This window comes from Bradyrhizobium sp. LTSP885 (assembly GCF_000938305.1).
In the GTDB taxonomy this organism is placed as follows: Bacteria; Pseudomonadota; Alphaproteobacteria; order Rhizobiales; family Xanthobacteraceae; genus Bradyrhizobium.
In genome coordinates this window covers 227,769-254,631 of the sequence record NZ_JYMT01000021.1, presented here as the reverse complement: position 1 = coordinate 254,631, position 26,863 = coordinate 227,769, and the positions used below count along the sequence as shown (strand labels likewise).

The following is a 26,863-nucleotide window of genomic DNA, read 5'->3' as shown; positions in this document are numbered from 1 at the left end:
CGGCGTAGCCCGAAGGGCGAAGCCGGGCTAAGGCAAGCCTCCCCGTTCAATCCCTCGCCGCGTCAATCCGCGTCCGCGATTTCGCATTCCGGCAGAAGCTGCAACCGTCCGGCATCGCGCGCGGCGGATTTGATCACTGCATCGATCAGACCGGGAAAGCGCGCGTCCATGTCTTCGCGGCGCAGCTTCATCAGCCGGTTGGTGCCGACGATGCGCGTTTGCATCAACCCGGAGTCGCGCAGCTTTGCGAAGTGATAGGCCAGATTCGACTTGCCGCTGAGCTCGTTGAAATCGCCGCAGCACAACTCGGTCCCGCCACGTTCGTGCTGAGCCAAATGGTAGACGATCGCCAGCCGGATCGGATCGCTCAGGCAATCCAGCACAACCGGCAATTCCATCTGGTCGCGGGTCGGATGTCGCAGGGGTCTCGCCATGGTTCACCCTTACCGATTCGAGGCAGCCGGTGCAATGTTCAATATTTGTTGAACTAATTGACAAAGGCCGGAACAAAGTCAATTGTTCAACAAACATTGAACAAAGGGGCGATCATGAGCGTGCTCTGGCTGGCCGTGGCGGCATTTGCGATTGGAACAGAGGCCTTTGTCATTGCAGGGCTTTTGCCTGTCATCGCAGCGGATCTGCAGGTCTCCGCGGGGGCTGCCGGTCAGTTGGTGACGGTCTACGCCCTCACCTATGCGGTCGGTTCGCCGATCCTTGCGGTTGCCTTCAACAATCTCGACCGGCGGACATTGCTGGCGCTTGCGCTCACCGTCTTCATCGCCGCCAATCTGCTGGCCGCGATGGCGACGACGTTCGTGCTGCTGCTGGCGTCGCGCATGCTGATGGCCGTTGGCGCCGGGCTGTGCATGCCCACTGCGCTGGCGGTGTCCGTCGCGGTCGCGACCCCCGAGCGACGTGGTCGCGCGATTGCGCTTGTGACCTCCGGACTGACGGTCGCAACCGTCCTCGGCGTCCCGTTCGGGACCCTCGTCGGCAATCATCTCGGCTGGCGCGCCACATTCGTCATGGTCGCCGGCCTCGGCGCGGTGGCGCTGCTCGGCCTGCTGTTCGGCCTGCCCCGCGGGCTGCCGCGCACGACCGCGACGATCAGCCAGCGGATCGCCGTCGCCCGGCGCGGTGCCGTGCTGCAGGCACTTGCCATCACAATTCTCTGGGCCGTTGGCGGGTTCACCATGTTCACCTATCTCTCGGTGCCCTTGCGCGAGCTTGGTTTCGGTCCCACCGAGATCAGCCTGGCATTGCTGGTTTTCGGTTCTGCCGCAGCGATCGGGAATCTGCTCGGCGGCTCGCTCGCCGATCGCATCGGACCGATTCCGACCGCAACCCTCGGACTGATCGGGATGATCCTGGCCCTGACCCTGCAATCGGCCGCGCTGAAGTTTGCGCCGCCGGAACTGGCTCGGCCGATCGTCCTCGCCCTGCTCTTCTGCCAGGGTCTTTCAGGCTGGGCCTTCTACACGGCACAGATCGCGAGCATTGTGCGAATCGAGCCTGATGTCGCGACGATCGCGCTGTCGCTGAATGCCTCTGCGATGTATCTCGGCTTCGCGATCGGCGGGATCACCGGCGCCATCGTGCTGTCGTTCCTGGGCCCCAGCGACCTTGGCTGGGCGGGCGGCCTCAGCGTCGCCGCCGCGCTCGCGGCGCTCTTGGTTCGCGGACGGCAGACGCAGCTAAAACCGCTCAAAATTGCCGGTTGATTGGGCCTTTTTGGGGGTTACGCGGGTGCGGAAACTGGTCTAAAGACCACCCGCGCGCGAGGGATCGCGCTTCCGGCGCTACAAGCTGTAGCGCAGGGCACGAGGGACGCGCGGGACGCGCGCCCTTTTTTTGTGCCCAAATTCCAGTCCGCGAGAGCTGATGCCCAAAAGAACCGACATCTCCACCATCCTGATCATCGGCGCCGGTCCCATCGTGATCGGCCAGGCCTGCGAGTTCGACTATTCGGGCACCCAGGCGGTGAAGACGCTGAGGGAAGAGGGCTATCGGATCGTCCTGGTCAATTCCAACCCGGCGACGATCATGACCGATCCGGAGCTGGCGGACGCGACCTATATCGAGCCGATTACGCCCGAAATCGTCGCCAAGATCATCGAGAAGGAACGCCACGTCATTCCGGGCGGCTTCGCGCTGCTGCCGACCATGGGCGGCCAGACCGCGCTGAACTGCGCGCTGAGCCTGCGCCGCCAGGGCACCCTCGAAAAGTTCGATGTCGAGATGATCGGCGCCACCGCCGACGCCATCGACAAGGCCGAGGATCGCCAGCTGTTCCGCGAGGCCATGACCAAGATTGGGCTGGAGACGCCAAAGTCGCGGCTCGCCAACGCGTCGGCCCTGAAGAAATCCTTTCGCGACAAGTACCAGGCCGAGCGCGAGAAGGCGTCCGGCGCGGCGCTGGACGAACTCGAGCGGCAGTGGACGCTGGGGGAGAGCGACCGTCGCAAGCGCTACCAGGAATATGCGCTCGGCCAGGCGCTGATGGCGCTGTCCGAGATCGGGCTGCCCGCGATCATCCGCCCCTCCTTCACGATGGGCGGCACCGGCGGTGGCATTGCCTATAACAAGGAAGAATTCCTCGACATCATCGAACGCGGTCTCGACGCGTCGCCGACCAACGAAGTGCTGATCGAAGAATCCGTGCTCGGCTGGAAAGAGTTCGAGATGGAGGTGGTGCGCGACAAGAAGGACAATTGCATCATCGTCTGCTCGATCGAGAACTTCGATCCGATGGGCGTGCACACCGGCGATTCCATCACTGTAGCGCCGGCGCTGACGCTGACCGACAAGGAATACCAGATCATGCGCGACGCCTCGCTGGCGGTGCTGCGCGAGATCGGCGTCGAGACCGGCGGCTCCAACGTGCAGTTCGGCGTCAATCCGGAAGACGGCCGCATGGTCGTGATCGAGATGAACCCGCGGGTGTCGCGCTCCTCCGCGCTGGCCTCGAAGGCCACCGGCTTTCCGATTGCCAAAGTCGCGGCCAAGCTCGCGGTCGGCTACACGCTGGACGAGATCGCCAACGACATCACCGGCGGCGCAACACCGGCCTCGTTCGAGCCGACGATCGATTACGTCGTCACCAAGATACCCCGTTTTGCGTTCGAGAAATTCCCCGGCGCCTCCCACACGCTGACGACGTCGATGAAGTCGGTCGGCGAGGTGATGGCGATCGGCCGCACCTTCCAGGAAAGCCTGCAGAAGGCGCTGCGCGGGCTGGAGACCGGACTGACCGGTCTCGACGAGATCGAAATCGACGGGCTCGGCCGCGGCGACGACAAGAACGCCATCCGCGCCGCCTTGGGCACGCCGACGCCGAACCGCCTGCTGCAGGTCGCGCAGGCGATGCGGCTCGGTTGGACCAACGAGGAGATCTTCAATTCCTGCAAGATCGACCCGTGGTTCCTGGCCGAGATGCGCGGCATCGTCGAGATGGAGGACAAGGTCCGCAACCACGGTCTGCCGCCGAACGCGTTCGGGATGCGGACTTTGAAGGCGATGGGCTTTTCCGACGCGCGGCTTGCTGTCATCACGCAGACCACCGAGGCCGAGGTCACCGCCAAGCGTCATGCGCTCGACGTGCGCCCCGCGTTCAAGCGCATTGACACCTGCGCCGCGGAATTCGCCTCGCCCACCGCCTACATGTACTCGACCTATGAGCGGCCGTTCGCAGGCGAACTCGCCGACGAGAGCCAGCCGTCGGACCGCAAGAAGGTGATCATCCTCGGCGGCGGACCGAACCGCATCGGCCAGGGCATCGAGTTCGACTATTGCTGCTGCCACGCCTGCTTCGCGCTGGCCGATGCCGGCTACGAGACCATCATGGTCAACTGCAATCCGGAGACGGTGTCGACCGATTACGACACCGCCGACCGCCTCTACTTCGAGCCGCTCACAGGTGAGGACGTGCTGGAGATCATCGCCACCGAACGCAAGAACGGCACGCTGCATGGCGTGATCGTGCAGTTCGGCGGCCAGACCCCGCTGAAGCTGGCGCGCTTGCTGGAAGCCGCCGAAGTGCCGATCCTCGGCACCTCGCCCGACGCCATCGACCTCGCCGAAGACCGCGACCGCTTCAAGCGCGTTCTCGACAAGCTCCGTCTCAAGCAGCCGAAGAACGGCATCGCCTATTCGGTCGAACAGGCACGCCTGGTGGCCGCCGATCTCGATTTGCCGCTGGTGGTGCGTCCGTCCTATGTGCTCGGCGGTCGCGCGATGCAGATCATCCGCGAGGAGAACCAGCTCAACGACTATCTGCTCGGAACGCTGCCCGAACTGGTGCCCGCCGACGTCAGGGCGCGCTATCCCAACGACAAGACCGGGCAGATCAACACCGTGCTCGGCAAAAACCCGCTGCTGTTCGACCGCTATCTGTCCGACGCTACTGAAATCGACGTCGACTGCCTCTGCGACGGCAAGGACACCTTCATCGTCGGCATCATGGAGCACATCGAGGAAGCCGGCATCCATTCCGGCGACTCGGCCTGCTCGCTGCCGCCGCACTCGCTCGATGCCAAGATGATCGAGGAGCTGGAGCGGCAGACCCGCGAGCTCGCGCTCGGCCTCGACGTGGTCGGCCTGATGAACGTGCAATACGCCATCAAGGACGGCGAGATCTACGTGCTCGAAGTCAATCCGCGCGCATCGCGCACGGTACCGTTCGTCGCCAAGGTGGTCGGCACGCCGGTCGCCAAGATCGCGGCGCGGATCATGGCCGGCGAGAAGCTCGCCGATTTCAAGCTGAAGAAGAAAAAGCTCAACCATGTCGGCGTCAAGGAATCGGTATTCCCGTTCGCGCGCTTCCCCGGCGTCGACACCGTGCTCGGACCGGAGATGCGTTCGACCGGCGAAGTGATGGGCATCGACCGCTCGTTCGAAGTCGCATTCGCGAAGAGCCAGCTCGGCGGCGGTACGCGCGTGCCGCGCCAGGGCACGGTGTTCGTCTCGGTGCGTGAGAGCGACAAGGACCGCATCGCCGATGCCGTGCGGCTGTTGCACGGGCTCGGCTTCAAAGTGATGGCAACGTCAGGGACCCAGCGTTTCCTGGCCGATCACGGCGTGCCGACCGAGAAGGTGAACAAGGTCCTGGAGGGCCGTCCGCACATCGTCGACGCGATCACCAATGGCGACGTCCAACTGGTCTTCAATACCACCGAGGGCCCACAGGCGCTGGCCGACAGCCGTTCGCTGCGGCGGGCTGCCCTCTTGCATAAAGTGCCATATTACACCACTCTTTCAGGCGCGGTGGCGGCCGCGCAGGGGATCCGCGCCTACCGGGACGGGGACCTTGAGGTCCGCACGCTTCAGAGTTACTTTTCCGAGAGCTGACCGCCGCCCGGGCCGAACGTCCGAAACGGTCAGCAATTAGCCTGACGGCTGGAACTCACCGCGCGATTGGATGTTGTCACGGCCCTTAGCGGGGCCGAAAATCACTGGGCTTCCGGGCTGCCCTTTTTGGCCCCGATCCTGCGTTAGCTGAACTCGATGTCCCGTGCGCCCTGGATTCGCGCACGGGCAAAGGACGAAGATGATGGTGGAAAAGGTTCCGATGACCGCAGGTGGATACACCGGACTGACGAACGAGCTGAAGAAGCGGCAGTCGGAAGACCGTCCGCGCATCATCGAACATATCGCGGAGGCGCGCTCGCATGGCGACCTCTCGGAGAACGCCGAGTATCACGCCGCCAAGGAAGAGCAGTCGCACAATGAAGGCCGAATCGCCGAGCTGGAGGACAAGCTCGCGCGTGCCGACATCATCGACATCTCGAAGCTCTCCGGCGACACCATCATGTTCGGCGCCACCGTGACGCTGGTCGACGAGGACACCGAAAAGAAGGCGGTGTGGCAGCTCGTCGGCGAGGTCGAGGCCGACGCCAAGAAGGGCCGGATCTCCATTACCTCGCCATTGGCGCGCGCGCTAATCGGCAAGAAGCAGGGCGCCACGGTTGAAGTGATGGCGCCAGGCGGCGCCAAGGCCTACGAAATCACCAAGGTCGAGTGGCGATAGATTTATTCTACGATTTGCTGCGAAGAAGCCGCGTCTTGCACGCGGCTTTTTTGTTGCGCCAATTCTTGTTGCGCCAAGACAACACGGTATCGCCTCATGCGCTCCCTGACGGGATTGTGAATTGGCCGCGGAGCACCGCCTATCCTAGTGAGGCGGGGTGATATGATTATGCACCATAACTAAGTTACCCGAAGGAAACCGCATGCCACACCTCATGCAATGATCCATCGGGAGCGGTGTTGACATCATATGGCGGAGACACACACCGTGTATCCGTTCAATTCCACGTTCCAGCATGTCAAACAGGGGGACAATGACAATGGACCAGACGCTTTCCAAATATCAGCCGATCGCGCTGAGCCTTTTCCGATTCATCACCGGGTTGATGCTGTTTCAGTACGGCATCGCGAAGCTGTTCAAGTTTCCGCCGGTACCGATGTTCGAAAAGGTCGAACTGTTCTCGCTCTACGGCGCGGCAGGCAGCATCGAACTCATCATAGGCGGACTGCTCCTCGTCGGCCTCTTTACGCGTCTCGCCGCCTTTATCCTGTCGGGAGAAATGGCGTTCGCCTACTTCATAAGTCACTTCCCGAAGAACTTCTACCCGGTCATCAACGGCGGCACTGCAGCAATCCTGCTCTGCTTTGCCTGCCTCTATTTGGTGACGTCGGGCGGAGGTCCGATCAGCCTCGATGCGCTGCTGCGGAAGAAATAATTCAAGCCAGAGTTCGTCTTGAACGAAGCGATCCAGGGCCATCGGCGCTGGATCGCTTTTTCATTTCCGTCAGCCCGCCACTTTGAGATCCAGCGGCACGGCGGCCTCGTATTTCGAATTGTGCAGCACCAGCGATGTCCGGACATTGCGCACATGCGGCGCGGCGGTCAGGTGGGTGACGAAATCCTGGAACGTTGCCATGTCGGGCGCGACGCATTTCAGGATGAAGTCGACCTCGCCCGACAGCATCCAGCATTCCCGCACCAAGGGCTCGGCGCGCACGAAATTCTCGAACGCGCGCAGATCGGCGTCGGCCTGGCTCGACAAATGGACGGCGGCGAACACCGTCACGTCGAAGCCGAGACGGCGTGGATCGAGCATGCCGCGGTATCCCTGGATGTAGCCTTCCTCCTCCAGCGTCCTGACCCGGCGCAGGCAGGGCGGCGGCGAGATCCCGACGCGTTTGGCCAGTTCCACGTTGGTGATTCGGCCGTCGGCCTGGATTTCGGCGAGAATTTTGAGGTCGATTTCGTCAAGGTTCTTCGACACGCGACTACGATTCCCTGAAGGCTTGGACGTTTGGCAGGTCTGCTGGCAACTGTCTTAGCGCAGGCTGCGCACTTTGCGCAATTTTATTGCGCGTGCAGCGCACGATTTCGCGAATTTGATTTCAGTTCCGGGGAAAAATCGCTGGTTTGGATTGCAATTCTTGCATAGCTACCCAGATATCATAGACTGGATTTGGCACTTTTAGCGCCGCCGCGACCCCTTTCCGGGCGCTTTCCGCTCAAGTCCTGACCAAAATCCCCAGCACAGAGGGATCTGCCAATGCCCGCGCCTATCCATGCCAAGGTCGTCATCATCGGGTCCGGTCCTGCCGGTTACACCGCGGCGATCTACGCAGCGCGCGCGATGCTCGAGCCGGTGCTGATTCAGGGCATCCAGCCGGGCGGGCAGCTCACCATCACCACCGACGTTGAAAACTATCCCGGCTTCGCCGATGTGATCCAGGGCCCCTGGCTGATGGAGCAGATGGAGAAGCAGGCGGCTCATGTCGGCACCAAGATCGTCAACGATCTCGTCAGCAAGCTCGAACTCGGCCAGCGGCCGTTTCGCCTGACCTGCGATAGCGGGGACGTCTATTTGGCCGAAACCGTCATCCTCGCGACTGGCGCGCAGGCGCGCTGGCTTGGAATACCGTCAGAAGAGAAATTCCAGGGGGGTGGCGTGTCCGCCTGTGCGACCTGCGACGGCTTCTTCTACCGCAACAAGGAAGTCGTGGTGGTCGGAGGCGGCAATACCGCGGTCGAGGAAGCCCTGTTCCTGACCAACCACGCCTCGCAAGTCACCATCGTCCATCGCCGCGATCATTTCCGCGCCGAGCGCATCCTGCAGGACCGCCTGTTCAAGCACCCCAAGATCAAGGTGATCTGGGATAGTGCGATCGACGAGATCTGCGGAACGGAGAACCCGAACAAGGTCACCCATGTGCGGCTGAAAAACGTCAAGACCGGCAGACTGACCGACGTGCGGACGGACGGCGTCTTCATCGCGATCGGGCATGCGCCGGCGACCGAGCTGGTCAAAGGCCAGATCAAACTCAAACCGTCAGGCTATGTCGAGGTGGCGCCGAATTCGACTGCGACCTCGATCCCCGGCCTGTTCGCTGCCGGCGACGTGGCCGACGAAACCTACCGGCAGGCGGTGACCGCCGCCGGCCTCGGCTGCATGTCGGCACTCGAGGCGGAACGCTTCCTGGCTCTTCGCGCGAGCGATCGCGCAGCGGCGGAATAATCATGGCACGCTCTCGCGACGGATTTACGGATATGGATTGGGACAAGCTGAAGGTGTTTCACGCGGCAGCCGAAGCGGGCAGCTTCACGCATGCCGGAGAGCAGCTTGGACTTTCGCAATCGGCGGTCTCCCGCCAGGTCAGTGCGCTGGAGCAGGAGCTCTCGGTCTCGCTGTTTCACCGCCACGCCCGCGGCTTGATCCTCACCGAGCAGGGCGACCTGCTGTTCCGCACCGCGCATGACGTGTTCATGCAGCTGCAGGCGGCGCGCGCAAAACTCACCGACAGCCGCGAGCGGCCGAGCGGCGACCTCAAGATCACGACGCCGCCCGCGCTCGGCATCAACTGGCTGATCCCGCGGCTCGACGAGTTCACCGCGCTCTATCCGGACATCCGTATCTCGCTGATCGTCACCGACGAGGATCTCGATCTGTCGATGCGCGAGGCCGACGTGGCGATCCGCACCCGCAAGCCGACCCAGCCCGACCTGATCCAGCGCAAGCTGTTCTCGATCGGCTTCCACGCCTATTGCTCGCCGGAATACATCAAGCGCTTCGGCACGCCGCGGACGCTGGACGATCTCGACTCGCACCGCATCATCATGCTCGGCGACGCGCAGGTGCCGCCGCATCTGCAGAACCGCAGCTGGTTGATCGATGCCGGGCGCAACGGTTCCGGCCCGCGCGAAGCCTACTTCAAGGTCAACAACATCCTGGGCCTGGTGCGCGCCTGTCAACAGGGGCTCGGCATCGCCGCGCTGCCGGACTATCTGGTCGAGGAGAACAACCGCCTCGTGCAGCTGTTCGGCGAGTCCGACTCGATCGCGCTCGACACCTACTTCGTCTATCCGGAGGAGTTGAAGACGGTGGCGCGGGTGCAGGTGTTCCGCGACTTCGTGGTCAGCAAGGCGCAGCGCTGGCCGTCCTGATTAAGCGGCCCTTATATGATTCAATTATAGGTGGTCGGCCCTGTCCAGAGGCCGACAAGAGGCCCCCCAAATCTCCGCATGTCAGACATGCGGCTCGGACGGTTGCCGCGTGGCGCCGATGGGGATCATAGTGTTGACACGCTGAGCGGTCGCGTCGCGCATATGTCCCCCTCCTCCAGCGGCGCGGAAGTTCAGTAATCCCTCTTGGAAGGTGATTGTGTCGGCCTCACGTGGCCAATACCTCAAGCCGGGCTCTCTCGAGCCCGGCTTTTTTTCATGCGCGCGTCACGTCGGTACATTGCGCGCCACGTCCGTGCGCTGGGCGTCACGACATTGACAATGAGAACGCAGCGCAGCATCATCGCGACATGATCACGACTTCGTGCGCCGTTCTGTCGTCGAAAAAAGCTCCCCTCCCGGGGACACGAGATCGCGCGCGATAAGATCATTTCGCATTTGACCGATCCCGAAACCCCGCCGCCTGGACGGGGTTTTTTATTGGTCCCGTCTCCGGCTTTGCCCCTGAGGAGATGGAACATGACCGATCTACAACAGCAATTGCAGGGCCTGTGGCTGCCCTTGATCACGCCATTTCGCAACGGCGAACTCGACGTCGACTCGCTGCGCCGTCTCGTGCAGCATTACGCCAGCGGCCCGGTGGACGGCTTTATCCTTGGTGCAACCTCCGGTGAAGGCATGTCGCTCGGCTTCAGCGAGCTGGAACGGCTGACGACCGTGGTGCGCGCCGAGTTGAGTGCCGGCTCCCGCCATCTGCCGATCTGCCTCGGGCTATCAGGCGCCAGCACCGCGCGGATGAAGGATGCGCTTGATGATACCGCCGATTGGCCGATCGACGGCTATCTGATCGCCAGCCCGTACTACACCCGCCCCTCGCAGCGCGGGCTGCTGCAGCATTTCAACGCGCTCGCCGATCACGCCGCCTGGCCGATCGTGCTCTACAACATCCCCTACCGCACGGCGGTGAACCTGACCAACGCGACGCTGCTCGCCTTGGCCTGCCACCCGAACATCGTCGGCATCAAGGATTGCTGCGCCGACCGCGCGCAATCCATCGACTTCGTCAACCGGCGGCCGGCCGGCTTCCGCGTGCTGACCGGCGAGGACACGCAAACCTTCGACGCCTTGTCCGATGGCGCCGACGGCGCGATCCTGCTGTCGGCGCATCTTCACACCGACACCTTCGCCTCGATCCGGACGCAGCTGCGGCAGGGCAACCGCGATGCCGCGTTGGCCGCGTGGCAGAGCGTCGCCAACCTGACCAAGCTGTTGTTCGCCGAACCAAGCCCGGCGCCGGCCAAGCACTGGCTGTGGCGGCAGGGACTGATCGACAGTCCCGAGGTGCGGCTGCCGATGGTCGAGGTGAGCGAGGATCTCGCTGCATGTCTCGATGCCGAGATCGAGCGCCGCGCGCCGCTTGTGTTGCAGAGCGCATGACCTCGTAGCCCGGATGGAGCGAAGCGCAATCCGGGGAGCCCTCTCCGTTGGAGGGATCGGCCCCGGATTTCGCTTCGCTTCATCCGGGCTACAAGGGATCTGATCAATCCAGCTTCACCCTGGCCAGCCGCAGCGCGTTGCCGATGACGCTGACCGAGGACAGCGCCATCGCGGCGGCACCGACCATCGGTGACAGCAGGATGCCGAACAACGGATACAGCACGCCGGCCGCAACAGGCACACCGGCGGCGTTGTAGACGAAGGCGAAGGTCAGGTTCTGGCGGATGTTGCGCATGACAGCGACCGACAGCCGCCGTGCGCGGACCAGGCCCATCAGGTCGCCGGTCAGGAGCGTGATGCCCGCGCTCTCGATCGCGACATCGGTGCCGCCGCCCATCGCGATGCCGACGTCGGCGGCGGCCAGCGCCGGCGCGTCGTTGACGCCGTCGCCGGCCATCGCGACCGTGCGGCCTTCGCCGCGCAGTCGCTGCACGACCTCGCTCTTGCGCTCCGGCAGGACGCCGGCCTCGACCTCGTCGATGCCAAGCGTGCGCGCCACGGCGCGCGCCGTCGTCTCATTGTCGCCGGTCAACATCACGATGCGCAGGCCCTCGGCACGCAGCACCTGGAGCGCTTGCACCGCCGACGGCTTGACCGGATCGGCGATCGCGATCACGCCGGCGACACGGCCATCGACCGCGATATAGATCGCGGTGGCGCCGTCCTGGCGTGCGGACTCTGCGGCCTGATCCAGCGCTGAGGTCGCGATCTTGAGTTCGCCCATCAGCACGGCATTGCCGAGCGCGACCTGTTTGCCCTCGACCGTGCCGGTCGCGCCCTTGCCGGAGGGCGAGGCGAAGTTGCCGACCGTGGCGAGTGCGAGCTTGCGGTCCTTCGCGGCCGCGATGATCGCCTCCGCCAGCGGATGCTCGCTGCCCTGTTCGACACCGGCAGCAAGGCGCAGCAGTTCGTTTTCGTCGACGCCGTCGGCAGGGATGATCCGCACCACCTTCGGCTTGCCCTCGGTCAGCGTGCCGGTCTTGTCGATCACAAGCGTATCGATCGCCTCCATCCGCTCCAGCGCCTGCGCGTCGCGGATCAGGATGCCGGAATGCGCACCGCGGCCGACGCCGACCATGATCGACATCGGCGTTGCCAGTCCGAGCGCGCAGGGACAGGCGATAATCAGCACCGTGACGGCAGCAACCAGCGCGAAGGTGAAGCGCGGTTCGGGACCGAAGCTTGCCCAGGCCACGAAGGCGAGCACGGCAGCCGCTATCACCGCCGGCACGAACCAACCCGCGACGCGATCGGCGAGCCGCTGGATCGGCGCGCGCGAGCGCTGCGCCTTCGCCACCATGTCGACGATCCGCGCCAGCATGGTGTCGCGGCCGATCTTCTCGGCACGCATCACGAGGCCGCCGCTTTGGTTGACGGTGCCGCCGATCACCCGGTCGCCCTCTTCCTTCGACACCGGCATCGACTCGCCGGTGACCATGGATTCATCGACCACCGCGCGGCCCTCGATGACGACCCCGTCGACCGGGACCTTCTCGCCGGGGCGCACGCGCAAGCGATCGCCGACCTTGATCGCGTCGATCGCGATGTCCTCATCGCCCTGATCGGTGACGCGCCGCGCGGTCTTCGGCGCCAGGCCCAGCAGCGCGCGGATCGCGCCCGAGGTCTGCGCGCGGGCGCGCAGTTCCAGCACCTGGCCGAGCAGCACCAGCACGGTGATCACAGCCGCCGCCTCGAAATAGACCGCGACCGCGCCATGCATATCGCGGAAGGCCGGTGGAAACAGCTGCGGCGCCAGCGTCCCGACGACGCTGTAAACGTAGGCGACGCCGGTGCCCATCGCGATCAGCGTGAACATGTTGAGATTGCGGGTGAGGATTGATTGCCAGCCGCGCACAAAGAATGGCGCGCCGGCCCACAGCACCACGGGCGTCGCCAGCACGAACGAGATCCAGTTCGACCAATTCGGCGGCACCAGATGCATCAGGCCGAGATGGCTGCCCATCTCGAGCACAAACACCGGCGAGGTCAGCGCCAGCGCGATCCAGAACCGCCTGGTCATGTCGATCATTTCAGGATCAGGCCCGTCATCGAGCGAGACCTGCTCGGGCTCCAGCGCCATGCCGCAGATCGGGCAGCTGCCGGGGCCGACCTGCCGCACCTCCGGGTGCATCGGACAGGTGTAGATCGTATCAGCGGGCGCCGGCGGCTCCGGCTCGCGCGGTTTCAGGAATTTCTCCGGCTCGGCCTCGAAGCGCTCGCGGCAGCGGCCGCTGCAGAAGAAGTAGTCTTCGCCCTGGTAGCTGAAGCGATGCCTGGCGGTCGCCGGATTGACCTTCATGCCGCAGACCGGATCGATCGCCAGCGCCGCCTCGACCGGCTTGTCGCCGTGCTCGTGCTTGCCGCCGCAACAGGCGTGCGCCGTCGCCCCATGCTGATCATGCGCGTGCGAATGGTCGTGTTCTGCGTGTGCCACGAAGCTCTTCCCGGCCGGTATCCCGGCCTCTTGATTATCATACCCTAGGGGGGTATATGACGCTTATGCGCGAAGAGATCAAGACGTCCTGTTTAAAACGGCTCAAACGGATCGAGGGCCAGGTCCGCGGCCTCGCCGGCATGGTCGAGGACGACCGCTACTGCATCGATGTGGTGACGCAGATCGCCGCAGCCCGCGCCGCGCTGCGCCGCGTCGAGGAGGAGGTCCTGCGCGACCATGTCGCGCATTGCGTGGAGCATGCGATCTCGTCCGGCGACAAGGCCGACCAGCGGCGCAAGATCACCGAGCTGATGGATGTGATCGGCCGCGCGGATCGGTGATCGGAGAAGGCTAAAGCAGCAGCGGAAGTTCACCTCTCCCCTTGTGGGAGAGGTCGGATCGCATCGCAGATGAGATCCGGGTGAGGGGTATCTCTCCGCATACTCTCACGTCATGAGTCCGCGGAGACGTACCCCTCATCCGGCGCTTCGCGCCACCTTCTCCCACAAGGGGAGAAGGGAAGAGAGTGCGGCCGCAATCGCGATCAGGTATTGAACCTGAAGTGCATCACGTCGCCGTCGACGACGACATACTCCTTGCCTTCGAGCCGCAGCTTGCCGGCATCGCGCGCGCCGGCTTCGCCATTGCCCGCGATGTAATCGTCATAGGCGATGGTCTCGGCGCGGATAAAGCCCTTCTCGAAATCGGTATGGATCACGCCGGCCGCGGCCGGCGCCTTGGTGCCGCGATCGATGGTCCAGGCACGCGCTTCCTTCGGACCGACGGTGAAATAGGTGATGAGGTCGAGCAGCTGGTAGCCGGCGCGGATCAGGCGGTCGAGCCCGGCTTCCTGGAGCTCCAGCGTCTCCAGGAAGTCGACGCGCTCCTCGCGCGACAACGTTGCGATCTCGGATTCGATCTTGGCCGAGATCACCACCGCGACCGCGCCCTCTTCCCTGGCGCGTTCGAACACCGCCTTAGAGAAATTGTTGCCGTCCTTGGCGGAGCCTTCCTCGACATTGCAGACGTAAAGCACCGGCTTCGACGTCAAAAGGCCGAGCATGCGGAAGGCGCGCTCCTCCTCCGGCTTGCGCTCCAGCCCGCGGGCCGGCTTGCCCTCGCGCAGCAGCACCAACGCGCGGTTGACCAGCTCGAGCTGCTCCTTGGCGTCCTTGTCGTTGCCCTTGGCCTTCTTCGTGAGGTTGTCGACGCGCTTTTCCAGGCTGTCGAGATCGGACAGCATCAGCTCGGTCTCGATGGTCTCGATGTCGGCGAGCGGCGCGATCTTGCCCTCGACATGGGTGATGTCGGAATCCTCGAAGCAGCGCACCACATGGGCCACCGCATCGACCTCGCGGATGGTGGCGAGAAACTGGTTGCCGAGGCCTTCGCCCTTCGACGCGCCGCGGACCAGGCCTGCGATGTCGACGAAGGTCAGCCGGGTCGGGATGATCTGGGCGGATTTGGCGATCGCCGACAGCTTGTCCAGCCGCGGATCGGGCACCGCGACCTCACCGACATTCGGTTCGATGGTGCAGAACGGATAGTTCGCCGCTTGCGCCGCGGCCGTCTCGGTCAGCGCATTGAACAGCGTCGACTTGCCGACGTTAGGCAGCCCGACGATCCCGCATTTGAATCCCATTGTCCGTCCCGAAATCTGTTGGAGAAGCCCCGCGGGTCACGCCGCGCCGTTCTCATCCTTGTCGAAAAATCCCTTGGCCTGCATCACCAGATGCACCTTGTTGGCGAACGACGCATCGTGGCTGGTCGCCAGCAGACCGGCATTGTCGGCGACGGCTGCACACAAGGCCTCCACCCACGCCCGGTCGCTTTTGGCGAAGTCCGACAGCACGTGGCTGTGCACCAGCTCCTTGACGCCGGGATGACCGATCCCGAGCCGCACCCGGCGATACTCGTTGCCGATATGCGCCGAGATCGAGCGCAGCCCGTTATGACCGGCGATGCCGCCACCGACCTTCAGGCGCACCTTCGCCGGCGGCAGTTCGAGCTCGTCCTGGAACACGGTGACGTCGGAGGCCGCGAGCTTGAAAAAGCTTGCCGCTTCCTGCACCGCGCGCCCGGACTCGTTCATGTAGGTGGCCGGCTTCAACAGCACGACCTTCTGATGGTCAAGCACGCCTTCCGCGGTCTCGCCCTGAAAGCGACGGCGCCATGGTGCGAAACCATGACGCCGTGCAATCTCATCGACCGCCAGGAACCCGATATTGTGCCGGTTGCTGGCGTATTTCGCGCCGGGATTACCGAGACCGACGAAGAGGCGCATGGCACGGCATCCCGTATCGGCGCGCCATCAGTTGATCGCGCGCCGACCTGATCGGTTACTTCTTCTTGTCGCCACCGGCAGGCGCCTTGGCACCTGCGGCCGGAGCCTTGGCACCCGCAGCCGGAGCCTTGGCACCTGCGGCCGGAGCCGCAGCACCCGCGGCCGGAGCGGCAGCAGGAGCCGCTGCACCCGCAGCAGCCGGCGCCGCGCCACCAGCAGCCGCCGCAGCCGCGGCCTTCAGCTCTTCGGCGTAACCGGACGGCGGCACGATGGTGACCAGGGTCGCGTCCTCGCGGGTCAGCGACTTCACGCCCGCAGGCAGCTTGATCTCGGAGAGATGCAGCGAGTGGCTGATCTCGAGCGTGCTGACGTCGGCCTCAATGTATGGCGGGATGTTGTCGACCGAGCACTCCAGTTCGAGCGCGTGGGTGACGATGTTGACGGTGCCGCCGCGCTTGATGCCGGGCGCGGCTTCCGCGTTCACGACGTGCAGCGGTACGCTGACGCGGATGGTGGCGCCTTCGCCGAGCCGCATGAAGTCGACGTGGATCGGGAAGTCCTTCACCGGATCGAGGTGGAAGTCACGCGGAATCACCCGATGCTTCTTACCCTCGAGATCGATGTCGTAAATCGTGGTCAGGAACCGGCCTGCGAGGATGCGCTGGCGCAATTCGCGGTCGTCGACCGAGATGGTGACGGGGGGCTGGTTGTTTCCGTAGATCACTCCGGGAACTCTCCCGGCGCGACGCTCTGCCCGGGCGGCCCCCTTGCCGCTCTGCGGACGCGCGGTCGCCTTCAATTCCTTGACGGTCGCCATAGCGTTAAGTCCTTGTATTTAAAAAGTTAAAGGCCGCAGCGCGGCCCATGCACAAGTCCACAGCAAGCCTCCAGGGGTGCGGGGGCCGCGGACGTGGCGGGCTTTTAGCCTCAAAGGGACGAAATGACAAGGAAATGAAGGGACTTTTCTTGCTCGCCGGCCGCAGAACAGCGAATCCGTAGCCCGGATGGAGCGCAGCGCAATCCGGGGCCGCTCCAACCGCGGATGGTCCGGTCCCGGATTTCGCTTCGCTCCATCCGGGCTACGGGTCTCGTTAACCCGTCGTCCCCGTCGCGCCGCCGAGCTTGGCTTCGAGGGCAGCAATGCGGGCCTTCAGCGCCTCGTTCTCCTCGCGGGCCAGGCGGGCCATGTCCTTGACCGCCTCGAATTCCTCGCGCTTGACCAAATCAAGGTCGCGCAGAATGCGTTCGGCCTGGTTGCGCATGACCGTGTCGACCTCACGCTTGACGCCCTGGGCGGCGCCCGCGGCATCGTTCATCAGACGGCCGATCTCGTCGAAAAACCGATTGCTGGTCTGGGTCATCTCGCAAACTCTCCGCGTTCACTTAACTCGCGCACAGACAATGGCGATCCCTGCGATGCGGTTCAAGCCCGCAATGAATGGCTGGCCCCCTGTAGCTTGCCTTGTCATGCTCCGGTTTCCTTGCAATCGTATTGAACCGACAACAGAAATCGCAAATCACAACGCGAACGGAAACGTCATGATCGAGCACACGGTCGATATCGAGACCAAGGACGGCAAGACCACCACCTTCATCACCCATCCCGAGCGCGGCGGACCGTTTCCGGTCGTGATCTTCTACATGGACGCGCCGGCAATCCGCGAGGAGCTGCGCGACATGGCGCGCCGGCTCGGCACCTCGGGCTATTACGTGATGCTGCCCAACATGTATTACCGCGCCGGCGCGATGGAGCTCGGCCCGATCAACCCCGATCCGGAATCGCCGGAGCGCAAGCGCATGTTCGCGCTGATGCACTCGCTCAACATCCCGCTTGTCATGGAAGACACCAAGGGCCTGCTCGCCTATGCCGAGACGCAAAAGGCCGCGAACACCGACATCGTCGGCACCGTCGGCTATTGCATGAGCGGCCGCTATGCGGTGAACGCCGCGACGCATTTCCCCGACCGGGTCAAGGCTGCCGCCTCGATCTACGGTACGCATCTGGCGACCGACCAGCCCGACAGCCCGCATCTCGCCACACAGAAGACCAAGGCCGAACTCTATTTCGCCTGCGCCGAGACCGATATCTACGCGCCGCAGGAGATCATCGAGCAGGTGAAGGTCGGCATGAAGGGATCGAACAACGAGGTCGAGATCTATCCCGGCACGCATCACGGCTTTGCGTTCCCCAAGCGCCCGGTCTATGACCGCGACGCCGCCGAACGCCATTGGGAGCGGCTGCTTGCCCTCTATCGCCGCAACCTCGTGAGCTGAGCCTCAAGACGCACGATGCCGTTCCTGCTGATCGACTTTCCGGTGTTCAACCCCGTCGCGGTCGCGCTCGGGCCAGTCGTGATCCGCTGGTATGCGTTGGCCTATATCGGCGGCATCGTGCTGGGGTGGATCTACGCCCGCTCGCTGATCAAGAAGCAACGGCTGTGGGGCGGGCCGGCGCCGATCACGCTGCCGCAGCTCGACGATTTCATCCTCTGGGTCACGCTCGGCATCATCGTCGGCGGCCGCACCGGCTATGTGCTGTTCTACAACCTGCCCTTCTTCATCGCGCACCCGGCCGAGATCCTCGAGCTGTGGAAGGGCGGCATGTCGTTCCACGGCGGCTTCATGGGCTGCGTCGTCGCGGTGATGTGGTTCGCGCGGAAGAACGACATCTCGATCCTGTCGCTTGGCGACATCACCACCGCGGTCGGGCCGATCGGGCTGTTCCTCGGACGGCTCGCCAATTTCATCAACAGCGAATTATGGGGCCGCCACGCCGAGGCGAGCCTGCCCTGGGCCATGATCTTCCCCAATGGCGGGCCGCTGCCGCGCCATCCGAGCCAGCTTTACGAGGCTGGCCTGGAAGGCATTTTGCTATTTACTGTGCTGGCCGTGATGATCCGGATGGGTGCGCTGAAGCGGCCCGGCCTGATCCTCGGCAGTTTCATCACGATCTACGGTTTTGCCCGAATCGCCGGCGAGTTTTTCAGAGAGCCCGACCCGCAGCTCGGATTCCTGTGGGGTGGGCTAACCATGGGTATGTTGCTGTCAGTGCCAATGATTATTGTGGGCGCTATCATCATCGTGGCCTCCATTCGCCGCAAGGCAAAGGGGCCGGTGCCCGATTCAATTTAAAGGGACGCCTGTGAGCGAACATTCCCCGCTGCTGGACGAGATCAGGAAGCTGATCAAATCGTCCGGACCGATGCCGGTCTGGCGCTACATGGAATTGTGCCTGATGCATCCGCAGCACGGCTATTATTTGTCGCGCGATCCGCTGGGGCGCGAGGGCGACTTCACCACGTCGCCGGAAGTCAGCCAGATGTTCGGCGAGCTGCTCGGCCTGTGGAGCGCATCGATCTGGAAGGCGATCGGCTCGCCGTCGACGCTGCGGGTGGTCGAACTGGGCCCCGGCCGCGGCACCATGATGTCGGATGCGCTGCGCGCGCTCCGGGTGCTGCCGCCGCTGTATCAGTCGCTCAGCATCCACCTCGTCGAGGTCAACCCGGTGCTGCGGGAGAAGCAGCGCGCGACGCTCTCAGGCGTGCGCAACGTCGCGTGGCACGAGACCATCGACGACGTCCCCGAGGGACCTGCGGTCATCCTCGCCAACGAATATTTCGACGTGCTTCCGATCCACCAGATGGTCCGGCGCGAAACCGGCTGGCACGAACGCACGGTCGGGATCGATGCCAATGGCAGCCTGTATTTCGCCGCGGCGCCGGAACCGATGCCGCGCTTTGAGGTACTGCTGCCGCCATTGGTGCGCGCCGCCCCGCTCGGCGCGGTGTTCGAATGGCGGCCCGACACCGAGATCATGAAGCTCGCAACCCGGGTGCGCGACCAGGACGGCGCCGCGTTGATTATCGACTACGGCCATCTGCGCAGCGACGCCGGCGACACCTTCCAGGCGATCGCGCGCCACAGCTTCGCCGATCCGCTGAAGAATCCGGGAGAGGCCGACGTGACCGCCCATGTCGATTTCCAGGCGCTGACGCGGGCTGCCGAGGATGTCGGCGCGCGCGTCCATGGGCCGGTGACGCAGGGCGACTTCCTCAAGCGCCTCGGTGTCGAGGCCCGCGCCGCCGGATTGATGGCGAAAGCCACGCCCGAGGTCTCCGCCGACATCGCCGGCGCCCTGCGGCGCCTGACCGATTCCGGCCGTGGCGGCATGGGCTCGATGTTCAAGGCGATGGCGGTCTCGGATCCACGCATCACCTCGATCGCTGGCCTCAGCGATCCGCCTGACGAGGCCGAAGAGTCATGACATTGGGATCATCTCTGCTGTCGGCCATCCCGGACCTGCGCCACGCTTTCTTCGCGCGCGAGGGCGGCGTCTCCGAGGGCATCTATGCCGCGCTGAATGGCGGCCTCGGCTCACGCGATGACCCCGCAAGCGTCGTTGAAAACAGGCGGCGCATGGCCGAACGACTGGGCGTGTCGCCGGCGCATCTCGTCAGCGTTCACCAGATCCACTCGCCAGACGTCGTGGTCGCCACCGGACCCTGGAACGGCGACGCGCGCCCGAAGGCGGACGCGCTCGTCACCAATGTCGAAGGTCTCGCGATCAGCGTCACCACTGCCGATTGCGGGCCGATCCTGTTCGTCGACCCCAATGCGCGCGTGATCGGCGCGGCGCATGCCGGCTGGAAGGGCGCGCTGACCGGCGTGCTGGAATCGACCATCGACGCGATGGAGACGCTTGGCGCCGACCGCAGTGGCATCGTCGCCGCGATCGGTCCGCTGATCCGGCAGGACTCCTACGAAGTCGGCAGCGAATTCGTCGAGCGCTTCATCGAGGCCGACGCCGGGAACGGGATGTTCTTCATTCCGGGCGAGCGCGACGGACATGCGATGTTCGATCTCGCCGGCTTCATCCGGATGCGGCTGGAGAATGCCGGCGTGCTGATGATCGACGATCTCGGCATCGACACCTATTCCGACGAGCGTTTCTTCAGCTACCGCCGTTCCGTGCACCGCAAGGAAAGCGATTACGGCCGGCACGTACATGCCATCGCGCTGATGCGGGAGTAGCGATCCAGCAAAGCTGGTCATCGTCTGGTCGACCAGGCAAGGAATTCGGTCCTGCCCCGTCGCCTGCCGGCCGGATCCGTTAAGACCTGTGCCCTCCCTGCCCTAGACGTTAAGCCGTTTTAACGATATCGCAGGACGCAATGAGGGAAGCGTCAAAAAGCCAGTTTCAAACTGGGACAGTCGTGCGCGTCGCGATCGCTGCGACGTGGCTTGCGATCGCCTGCGCGCTTGGCGGCTGTGCCGGCGGCGGTGGCGCGGCCGATTCCTATGCCATGGCCGCACCAAGCGGCGGCGCGACCGTCGCGTTCGAATCGATCGACGGCCCGCCGCCTCAGGTGTTCGACCGCATGGTCGGCGTGCTCGACAGTGAATCCAAGCTGCGCAGCCTCTCGATCGTGTCACGCGAAGGCTCTGCCGCCTATCGCGTGCGCAGCTATCTGTCGGCGCAGGTGGTGCGTGGCCGCACCGTGATCTCCTGGGTCTGGGACGTCTACGACAGCAACCAGCAGCGCGCGCTCCGGCTTTCCGGCGAGGAACCCGGCGGCAAGGCCGGCCGCGACGCCTGGGCCGCGGCCGACGACCTGGTCCTGCGCAAGATCGCCCAAGCGGGCCTCAGCGGCCTGTCCAGCATGATCAATGGCGGCCCGGCGGATGGCTCCGCGCGCACCCCGGCACCGGAGCTGCGCGGGCCGGCGGTGGCAAGCGCCCCAGCCGAGACCGTCGCGCTCGGATATTCCGCTAACTAAGCCCCGCGTTATCACGGGGATAGCCCATTTTTGACCGGGAAAACCGGCCCAATGGGTTGCCAGCCAAGGCGGCCGCCTGATATTCCCTCGCCCATCGAAAACCCGCCGGTTCTGTAGGGACTTGTGATGCTGAACGTCTTATCCAGCAAAGAGCGGGAGGAAGCCTCGATGTCGGCCAAGAACGGATCAATCAAGCTCGTCGCCGGCAACTCCAATCCTGTGCTGGCACAGGATATCGCCAAAGCGCTCGGAATCGAGCTGACCAAGGCCGTGGTCCGGCGCTTCGCCGACATGGAGATCTTCGTCGAGATCCAGGAGAACGTCCGCGGTTCGGACATGTACATCCTGCAGTCGACGTCGTTTCCGGCGAACGACAATCTGATGGAACTGCTGATCATCACCGACGCGCTGCGCCGTTCCTCGGCGCGCCGCATCACGGCAGTGATCCCCTATTTCGGCTATGCCAGGCAGGACCGCCGCTCCGGCTCGCGCACACCGATCTCGGCCAAGCTCGTCGCCAATCTGATCACCCATGCCGGCGTCGACCGCGTCATGACGCTCGACCTGCATGCCGGTCAGATCCAGGGCTTCTTCGACATCCCGACCGACAACCTCTACGCAGCGCCGCTGATGGTGCGCGACATCAAGGACAGGTTCGACCTCTCCAAGACGATGGTGATCTCGCCCGACGTCGGCGGCGTGGCGCGCGCCCGCGGTCTCGCCAAGCGCATCAACACCCCGCTCGCCATCGTCGACAAGCGCCGCGAGCGGCCCGGTGAATCCGAAGTCATGAACGTGATCGGCGACGTCTCGGGCTACAACTGCATCCTGGTCGACGACATCGTCGACTCCGGCGGCACGCTGGTGAACGCGGCCGAGGCGCTGATCAAGCACGGCGCCAAGGAAGTGTCGGCCTACATCACCCACGGCGTGCTGTCCGGCGGCGCCGCCGCGCGCATCGCCTCGTCGCGGCTGAAGGAGCTGGTCATTACCGACTCGATCCTGCCGACCGAGGCCGTCAACAAGGCGCCGAACATCCGCACCATCTCGGTCGCCGGCCTGATCGCCGAAGCGATCGGCCGCACCGCGGCGGAAGAGTCGGTCTCGAGCCTGTTCGATTAGTAGTTCACGCCGTCATTCCGGGATGGTCCGAAGGACCAGACCTCAGATGCGCAATTGCGCATCGGGGAATCTCGAGATTCCGGGTTCGATGCTTTGCATCGCCCCGGAATGACGGGATTCAAAACCCCGGCCGCGGCACGTGGCTCATCAGCGTGCGCGCATAACCGCCATCGACGATGATCTCCTCGCCGTTGACGTAGGACGACCGGTCGCTGGCCAGGAACATGATCGCATCCGCCATGTCCTGCGGCGCGCCGATCCGGCGCATCGGCACCACGGCGGTGCGACGCTCGGTAACCCCGGGGGTATCGTAGAAGGCCTGGCTCATCGGCGTGATCACGAGGCCCGGACTGACGACGTTGCTGCGGATGCCATGCGGGCCCCATTCAGCGGCGAGCTGCTGCGACAGCATCACAACGCCGGCCTTGCTGACGCTGTAGGCGCCGCTTTGTCCCTGCGCATTGCTGGCAGCGATCGAGGCGATATGCACGAGACTGCCGCGGCCCGCGTTGCGCATCTGGCGGCCGAACGCCTGCGCGCAGATGAAATAGCCGGTGAGATTGACCGCGAGCACCGCGTTCCATTCGGCGAGCGCGAGCGTATCGAGCCCGCCTGGACGCAGTACTGCGGCGGTGTTGACGAGAATGCCGCACGGCCCGAGCGCGCGCGCGACGGTATCGGCCGCCGCCGCGACACTCTCGGCGCTCGTCGTGTCGCAGCTTGCGATGAGATGGCCGTCGCCGAACTCGCGCAGCTTCGCCTTTGTTTCTGCAAGCCCGTGTTCGTCGCGATCGATCGCGGCGACCTTGACGCCGGCGCGGGCAAAACTGACGGCCGTGGCGCGGCCAATGCCGCCACCTCCGCCGGTGACGACGGCAACCCGGCCTGACAGGCCGAGCCAGTCGGAGGAATGTTGTTCGGTCATGGGCGCCTCCCGCGCTTTTTGGTTTATGCCCGCGAGCATAGCCGAAAGCGCGGCAGGCGAGAGCGATTCCGGCGCGCATGCCGGAATCGCTTTTGTGTGGCCCCTAGTCTAGCCCGCAATCCCCGCGGCGACCTGGCCGCGCAGGCGCTCCAGGCTGAGCAGCGTGTTGGCGCAGGCTTCCGCGACCTCGATGCCCTTGATCGTGAAGTGCCGGCGGAAGAAGTCGAGATGCACCTCGGTTTCGTGGAATTGCTGCGGCGTCAGCACCGCGGAGAACACCGGCACCTCGGTGCGCAACTGCACGTCCATCAGCGCCTTGATCACGGTGTCGGCGACGAATTCGTGGCGGTAGATGCCACCGTCGACGACGAGTCCCGCGGCCACGATCGCAGTGTAGCGGCGCGTCTTCGCCAGTATCTGCGCATGCAGCGGGATCTCGAACGAGCCCGGCACCTCGAACACGTCGACATTGGTGATGTGCCGCGCCTCGATCTCCTTGAGGAACGCGATGCGGCATTCCTCGACCACCTCGCGGTGCCAGGACGCCTGCACGAAGGCGACACGCTGCGGCTTCGCGAAGCGTGGATGGTCTGTCGCCGGCGGGGATACCGGCGTATCGGCAACGATTTCTGCTTGGGAGGTCTGGACGTCTTGGTCTTGCAACATCTGATTCATGGCTTTCCTCTTTCAGGACCAGAATCAGGGCATACGGACAACAACAGCCCCACGCGAAACCGCGCGGGTTGCCGCAACCGTTCTCTTTCATCCGGACTTTAACCGTCGGCCTCGGAATTGCACCGAATCTGCTGACCCTTCCTCAACTTCACGAAGAAGGCGCTCGCGGGCTTGGGCTTGCACCCTTACCGCCGGTGGGGACTTTCACCCCGCCCTGAGAACATCGGCCCGCCCGGGATGGACGTGCCTGCCAGCAAATATGACCAAAGCGCGACAGGCGGGCAAGGACCTTTGGCATGGGAAATTGTCATGTCCCCCATGAGCGATTTGCGAGTCTTGCGGGCCTGAGAGCTGATTCACGGATGCGGCGAAGCCGCGGCAAATAGTTAACAATTCGTTACCGCGCCCGCTCCGATTCCGATTTGTTCTCAAATTAATAAATGTGGCGTGATCAGCTGTGGACGATGCGCGCTTTGGCTGTGGACGGACTCGGCGTGCGGTTGCGCGGATTCCGCAAATCACATCACTTCAACCGCGTCAGGTCCAGGGGCATCCGGAAGCCCGTTTTGGGAACTGCACTCGGCCACGACGCAGTTGTCGCACGTGCCGGCTTCCGTGTGCGTATCAACAGAACATAAGAACAAGGGTCGAGACGGCATGTCCCTGCTCGAAGGCATTATTGATTCCCGGAACAACCCGCTTGCAGTGGTCGAGGATATCGCCGCTCACAACAACTGGGCGTTCGAGCGATCCGGCGAAGATGAAGTAACGATCGTCTCCAAGGGCGACTGGACCGACTATCAGCTCTCCTTTACCTGGATGGGCGAGATCGAGGCGCTGCATCTCGCCTGCGCCTTCGATATGAAGATTCCGCAAGCGCGGCGCGCCGAGGTGCAGCGGCTTGTCGCCGCGATCAACGAGCAATTGTGGGTCGGCCATTTCGACCTGTGGACCCATAGCGGCATGGTCATGCACCGCCAGGCGCTGGTGCTGCCCGGCGGCCTCACCGCCTCCGCCGCGCAATGCGAGAGCATGCTGGTCAGCGCGATCCACGCCTGCGAGCGCTACTATCCCGCATTCCAGTTCGTGGTGTGGGCCGGCAGGTCGGCCGCGGAAGCGATGTCGGCTGCGATGTTCGATACCGAGGGTGAGGCGTAGGGGTTTCTCCCTTCGTCGTCCCGGCGGAGGCCGGGACCCATACTCCGTGACGTCGGGGTTCGGCAAACTGCTTGTGACCTCTCCCTCGCTTCACTAGAACCGCCTGTGGTTATGGGTCCCGGCCTCCGCCGGGACGACGATGGCGGTGATACCTGTGAACACATCCAGCAGCGCATTAGAGAACACCACCGGCACCATCGCGCTTGCAGGCGCGGGCAAGATGGGCGGCGCGATGTTGACCGGCTGGCTGGCGCAGGGGCTTGCGCCGGAGCGCGTGGTGGTGATCGATCCGCATCTTGCGCCGGAGATTGCCGCGCTCGCCGCCAAGGGCGTTCGTCTCAACCCACCGGCGAAGGAGATCGGCGCGGTCGATACGCTTGTCGTCGCGGTGAAGCCGCAGTCGTTTCGCGAGGCCGGCGCTGCGCTGAAGGCGTTCGTGGGACCCTCGACGCTGGTGGTCTCGATCATGGCCGGCACGACGATATCAGTGCTGGAAGAAGTCTGCGGCGGCAGGGTGGTGCGCGCAATGCCGAACACGCCGGCGGCGATCGGCCGCGGCATCACGGTCGCAGTGCCGGCGACAAGCGTCACGTCAGCGCAGCGCGCGACCACGAATGCGCTGTTGCAGGCGACCGGTCAGGTCGAATGGGTCGACGATGAAAGCCTGATGGACGCGGTGACCGCGGTGTCCGGCTCCGGCCCGGCCTATGTGTTCCTGCTCGCCGAAGAGCTCGCCCGTGCCGGCGTCGCGGCCGGCCTGCCCGAAACGCTCGCAACCACACTGGCGCGTGCGACGGTCGCGGGCTCCGGCGAATTGCTGCATCGCTCGGATTTGCCGTCGGCGACCTTGCGCCAGAACGTCACCTCGCCGGGCGGCACCACCGCCGCAGCACTCGAGGTGCTGATGGCCAAGGACGGCATGCAGCCGCTGCTGACCCGCGCGATCGCCGCAGCGACGAGGCGCTCGAGGGAATTGGCGAAGTAGTCAGGATGACGTCGGAGTGTGTGGCCTAAGTGGCCCCGAGCCGCTTGTTGAAACTCTCGACATTGACCAGGCCGCGGGCGTGGCGGCCTTCGCCGAGCTTGCGCGGTCCTTCGAAGGCTTCGACCTCGAAACGGATCACGCGGCGCTCCACCGCGATCACCCTTGCGGTGGTCCGCACCGTGGCGCCGACGAGGGCTGCCGCGAGATGGCGGATGTCGACCTCGGTGCCGACCGTGATCCAGCCGGGCTGCAATGAATTCCTGATGGCATCGCCCGACGCCATCTCCATATCCAGGATCATCATCGGCGTCGCATAGACCATCGGCATATCAGGCACGAAATGCCCGACCGTGCGCTCCGGCGGCACCACGAGCATGCGCTCGGCGCTCATGCCAGGTGTGATGAAGTCGCGTGCGTCCATGGGATGTTTTCAATCATTGCCGTCATTCCGGGATGGTGCGTTAGCACCAGACACGGAATCTCGAGATTCCGGGTTCAGCCCTGGCGGGCTGCCCCGGAATGACGCTA

The 26,863-nt window shown here is 64.4% G+C and carries 26 protein-coding genes and 1 riboswitch; of the genes, 16 read left to right on the top strand and 10 right to left on the bottom strand.

Annotated features, from left to right (window positions below; all coding sequences use genetic code 11):
- Positions 1-62: 62 nt before the first annotated feature.
- Positions 63-434, bottom strand: a complete 372-nt coding sequence (locus tag UP09_RS15125) for an ArsR/SmtB family transcription factor (protein WP_044538974.1) — start codon at positions 432-434, stop codon at positions 63-65.
- A gap of 114 nt (positions 435-548) precedes the next feature.
- Here UP09_RS15125 and UP09_RS15120 point away from each other — a divergent pair, with 114 nt between their 5' ends.
- The 4 genes from UP09_RS15120 (at position 549) to UP09_RS15105 (ending at position 6,740) form a co-directional block, all read left to right on the top strand.
- Positions 549-1,721 carry an MFS transporter gene (locus UP09_RS15120; protein WP_044538973.1) on the top strand — a complete coding sequence of 391 codons (1,173 nt, stop codon included), beginning with the start codon at positions 549-551 and terminating at the stop codon, positions 1,719-1,721.
- Between the two features lie 160 nt (positions 1,722-1,881).
- Positions 1,882-5,346, top strand: a complete 3,465-nt coding sequence (gene carB, locus UP09_RS15115; protein ID WP_044538972.1) for a carbamoyl-phosphate synthase large subunit — start codon at positions 1,882-1,884, stop codon at positions 5,344-5,346.
- A gap of 202 nt (positions 5,347-5,548) precedes the next feature.
- Complete coding sequence (greA, locus tag UP09_RS15110; RefSeq protein ID WP_044539193.1) at positions 5,549-6,025, top strand: transcription elongation factor GreA; 477 nt, start codon at positions 5,549-5,551, stop codon at positions 6,023-6,025.
- Between the two features lie 319 nt (positions 6,026-6,344).
- Entirely contained in the window at positions 6,345-6,740 is a 396-nt protein-coding gene (locus tag UP09_RS15105) for a DoxX family protein (RefSeq protein ID WP_044538971.1), read from the top strand.
- 69 nt (positions 6,741-6,809) lie between these two features.
- Here the strand turns inward: UP09_RS15105 and UP09_RS15100 are convergent, their stop codons facing one another.
- Positions 6,810-7,289: an Lrp/AsnC family transcriptional regulator gene (locus UP09_RS15100; RefSeq protein WP_044538970.1), complete on the bottom strand. Its 480-nt coding sequence runs from the start codon at positions 7,287-7,289 to the stop codon at positions 6,810-6,812.
- 279 nt (positions 7,290-7,568) lie between these two features.
- On the opposite strand from UP09_RS15100, the gene trxB reads away from it, so the two are divergent.
- The 3 genes from trxB (at position 7,569) to UP09_RS15085 (ending at position 10,915) form a co-directional block, all read left to right on the top strand.
- Positions 7,569-8,534 (top strand): thioredoxin-disulfide reductase, encoded by a 966-nt coding sequence (trxB, locus tag UP09_RS15095; protein ID WP_044538969.1) that lies wholly within the window; start codon positions 7,569-7,571, stop codon positions 8,532-8,534.
- A gap of 2 nt (positions 8,535-8,536) precedes the next feature.
- Entirely contained in the window at positions 8,537-9,460 is a 924-nt protein-coding gene (locus tag UP09_RS15090; protein ID WP_044538968.1) for a LysR family transcriptional regulator, read from the top strand.
- A 537-nt stretch (positions 9,461-9,997) separates the two neighbouring features.
- Positions 9,998-10,915 carry a 4-hydroxy-tetrahydrodipicolinate synthase family protein gene (locus UP09_RS15085; RefSeq protein ID WP_044538967.1) on the top strand — a complete coding sequence of 306 codons (918 nt, stop codon included), beginning with the start codon at positions 9,998-10,000 and terminating at the stop codon, positions 10,913-10,915.
- Positions 10,916-11,018: 103 nt separating this feature from the next.
- Here the strand turns inward: UP09_RS15085 and UP09_RS15080 are convergent, their stop codons facing one another.
- Positions 11,019-13,409: a heavy metal translocating P-type ATPase gene (locus UP09_RS15080; protein ID WP_044538966.1), complete on the bottom strand. Its 2,391-nt coding sequence runs from the start codon at positions 13,407-13,409 to the stop codon at positions 11,019-11,021.
- 65 nt (positions 13,410-13,474) lie between these two features.
- On the opposite strand from UP09_RS15080, the gene UP09_RS15075 reads away from it, so the two are divergent.
- Positions 13,475-13,750 carry a metal-sensitive transcriptional regulator gene (locus tag UP09_RS15075; protein ID WP_044539192.1) on the top strand — a complete coding sequence of 92 codons (276 nt, stop codon included), beginning with the start codon at positions 13,475-13,477 and terminating at the stop codon, positions 13,748-13,750.
- A gap of 203 nt (positions 13,751-13,953) precedes the next feature.
- Here the strand turns inward: UP09_RS15075 and ychF are convergent, their stop codons facing one another.
- From ychF to UP09_RS15055, 4 genes are all read right to left on the bottom strand, one after another.
- Positions 13,954-15,051, bottom strand: a complete 1,098-nt coding sequence (gene ychF, locus UP09_RS15070) for a redox-regulated ATPase YchF (RefSeq protein WP_044538965.1) — start codon at positions 15,049-15,051, stop codon at positions 13,954-13,956.
- Positions 15,052-15,087: 36 nt separating this feature from the next.
- The gene (gene pth, locus UP09_RS15065) at positions 15,088-15,693 is read right to left on the bottom strand and encodes an aminoacyl-tRNA hydrolase (RefSeq protein ID WP_044538964.1); all 606 of its coding nucleotides are present in this window, start codon (positions 15,691-15,693) and stop codon (positions 15,088-15,090) included.
- 55 nt (positions 15,694-15,748) lie between these two features.
- On the bottom strand, positions 15,749-16,510 hold the full coding sequence (locus tag UP09_RS15060; protein ID WP_044538963.1) for a 50S ribosomal protein L25/general stress protein Ctc: 762 nt from the start codon (positions 16,508-16,510) through the stop codon (positions 15,749-15,751).
- Between the two features lie 274 nt (positions 16,511-16,784).
- Positions 16,785-17,054 carry an accessory factor UbiK family protein gene (locus UP09_RS15055; protein WP_044538962.1) on the bottom strand — a complete coding sequence of 90 codons (270 nt, stop codon included), beginning with the start codon at positions 17,052-17,054 and terminating at the stop codon, positions 16,785-16,787.
- 178 nt (positions 17,055-17,232) lie between these two features.
- On the opposite strand from UP09_RS15055, the gene UP09_RS15050 reads away from it, so the two are divergent.
- From UP09_RS15050 to UP09_RS15025, 6 genes are all read left to right on the top strand, one after another.
- Positions 17,233-17,967 (top strand): dienelactone hydrolase family protein, encoded by a 735-nt coding sequence (locus UP09_RS15050; protein ID WP_044538961.1) that lies wholly within the window; start codon positions 17,233-17,235, stop codon positions 17,965-17,967.
- Between the two features lie 15 nt (positions 17,968-17,982).
- Positions 17,983-18,825 carry a prolipoprotein diacylglyceryl transferase gene (gene lgt, locus UP09_RS15045; protein WP_044538960.1) on the top strand — a complete coding sequence of 281 codons (843 nt, stop codon included), beginning with the start codon at positions 17,983-17,985 and terminating at the stop codon, positions 18,823-18,825.
- A 70-nt stretch (positions 18,826-18,895) separates the two neighbouring features.
- The gene (locus UP09_RS15040; RefSeq protein ID WP_044539191.1) at positions 18,896-19,957 is read left to right on the top strand and encodes a class I SAM-dependent methyltransferase; all 1,062 of its coding nucleotides are present in this window, start codon (positions 18,896-18,898) and stop codon (positions 19,955-19,957) included.
- The gene (pgeF, locus tag UP09_RS15035) at positions 19,954-20,724 is read left to right on the top strand and encodes a peptidoglycan editing factor PgeF (protein ID WP_044538959.1); all 771 of its coding nucleotides are present in this window, start codon (positions 19,954-19,956) and stop codon (positions 20,722-20,724) included. Before UP09_RS15040 ends, pgeF begins: the two co-directional genes overlap by 4 nt.
- A 140-nt stretch (positions 20,725-20,864) precedes the next feature.
- Positions 20,865-21,470, top strand: coding sequence for a hypothetical protein (locus UP09_RS15030; protein ID WP_044538958.1), 606 nt, complete (start codon positions 20,865-20,867; stop codon positions 21,468-21,470).
- 168 nt (positions 21,471-21,638) lie between these two features.
- Entirely contained in the window at positions 21,639-22,592 is a 954-nt protein-coding gene (locus tag UP09_RS15025) for a ribose-phosphate pyrophosphokinase (protein ID WP_044539190.1), read from the top strand.
- A 118-nt stretch (positions 22,593-22,710) separates the two neighbouring features.
- Here UP09_RS15025 and UP09_RS15020 read toward each other — a convergent pair whose 3' ends face one another.
- Both UP09_RS15020 and UP09_RS15015 read right to left on the bottom strand, forming a co-directional pair.
- Entirely contained in the window at positions 22,711-23,517 is an 807-nt protein-coding gene (locus UP09_RS15020; protein ID WP_044538957.1) for an SDR family NAD(P)-dependent oxidoreductase, read from the bottom strand.
- A 108-nt stretch (positions 23,518-23,625) separates the two neighbouring features.
- The gene (locus UP09_RS15015; protein ID WP_044538956.1) at positions 23,626-24,192 is read right to left on the bottom strand and encodes a 6,7-dimethyl-8-ribityllumazine synthase; all 567 of its coding nucleotides are present in this window, start codon (positions 24,190-24,192) and stop codon (positions 23,626-23,628) included.
- 75 nt (positions 24,193-24,267) lie between these two features.
- Positions 24,268-24,418, bottom strand: a riboswitch (FMN riboswitch).
- Between the two features lie 431 nt (positions 24,419-24,849).
- Between UP09_RS15015 and UP09_RS15010 the strand changes: the two genes are divergently transcribed.
- Positions 24,850-25,350: a type III secretion system chaperone family protein gene (locus UP09_RS15010; protein WP_044538955.1), complete on the top strand. Its 501-nt coding sequence runs from the start codon at positions 24,850-24,852 to the stop codon at positions 25,348-25,350.
- A 154-nt stretch (positions 25,351-25,504) separates the two neighbouring features.
- Positions 25,505-26,335, top strand: coding sequence for a pyrroline-5-carboxylate reductase (proC, locus tag UP09_RS15005; protein ID WP_502689054.1), 831 nt, complete (start codon positions 25,505-25,507; stop codon positions 26,333-26,335).
- A 25-nt stretch (positions 26,336-26,360) separates the two neighbouring features.
- On the opposite strand, the gene UP09_RS15000 is transcribed toward proC, so the two are convergent.
- Entirely contained in the window at positions 26,361-26,756 is a 396-nt protein-coding gene (locus UP09_RS15000) for a thioesterase family protein (RefSeq protein ID WP_044538953.1), read from the bottom strand.
- Positions 26,757-26,863 lie beyond the last annotated feature (107 nt).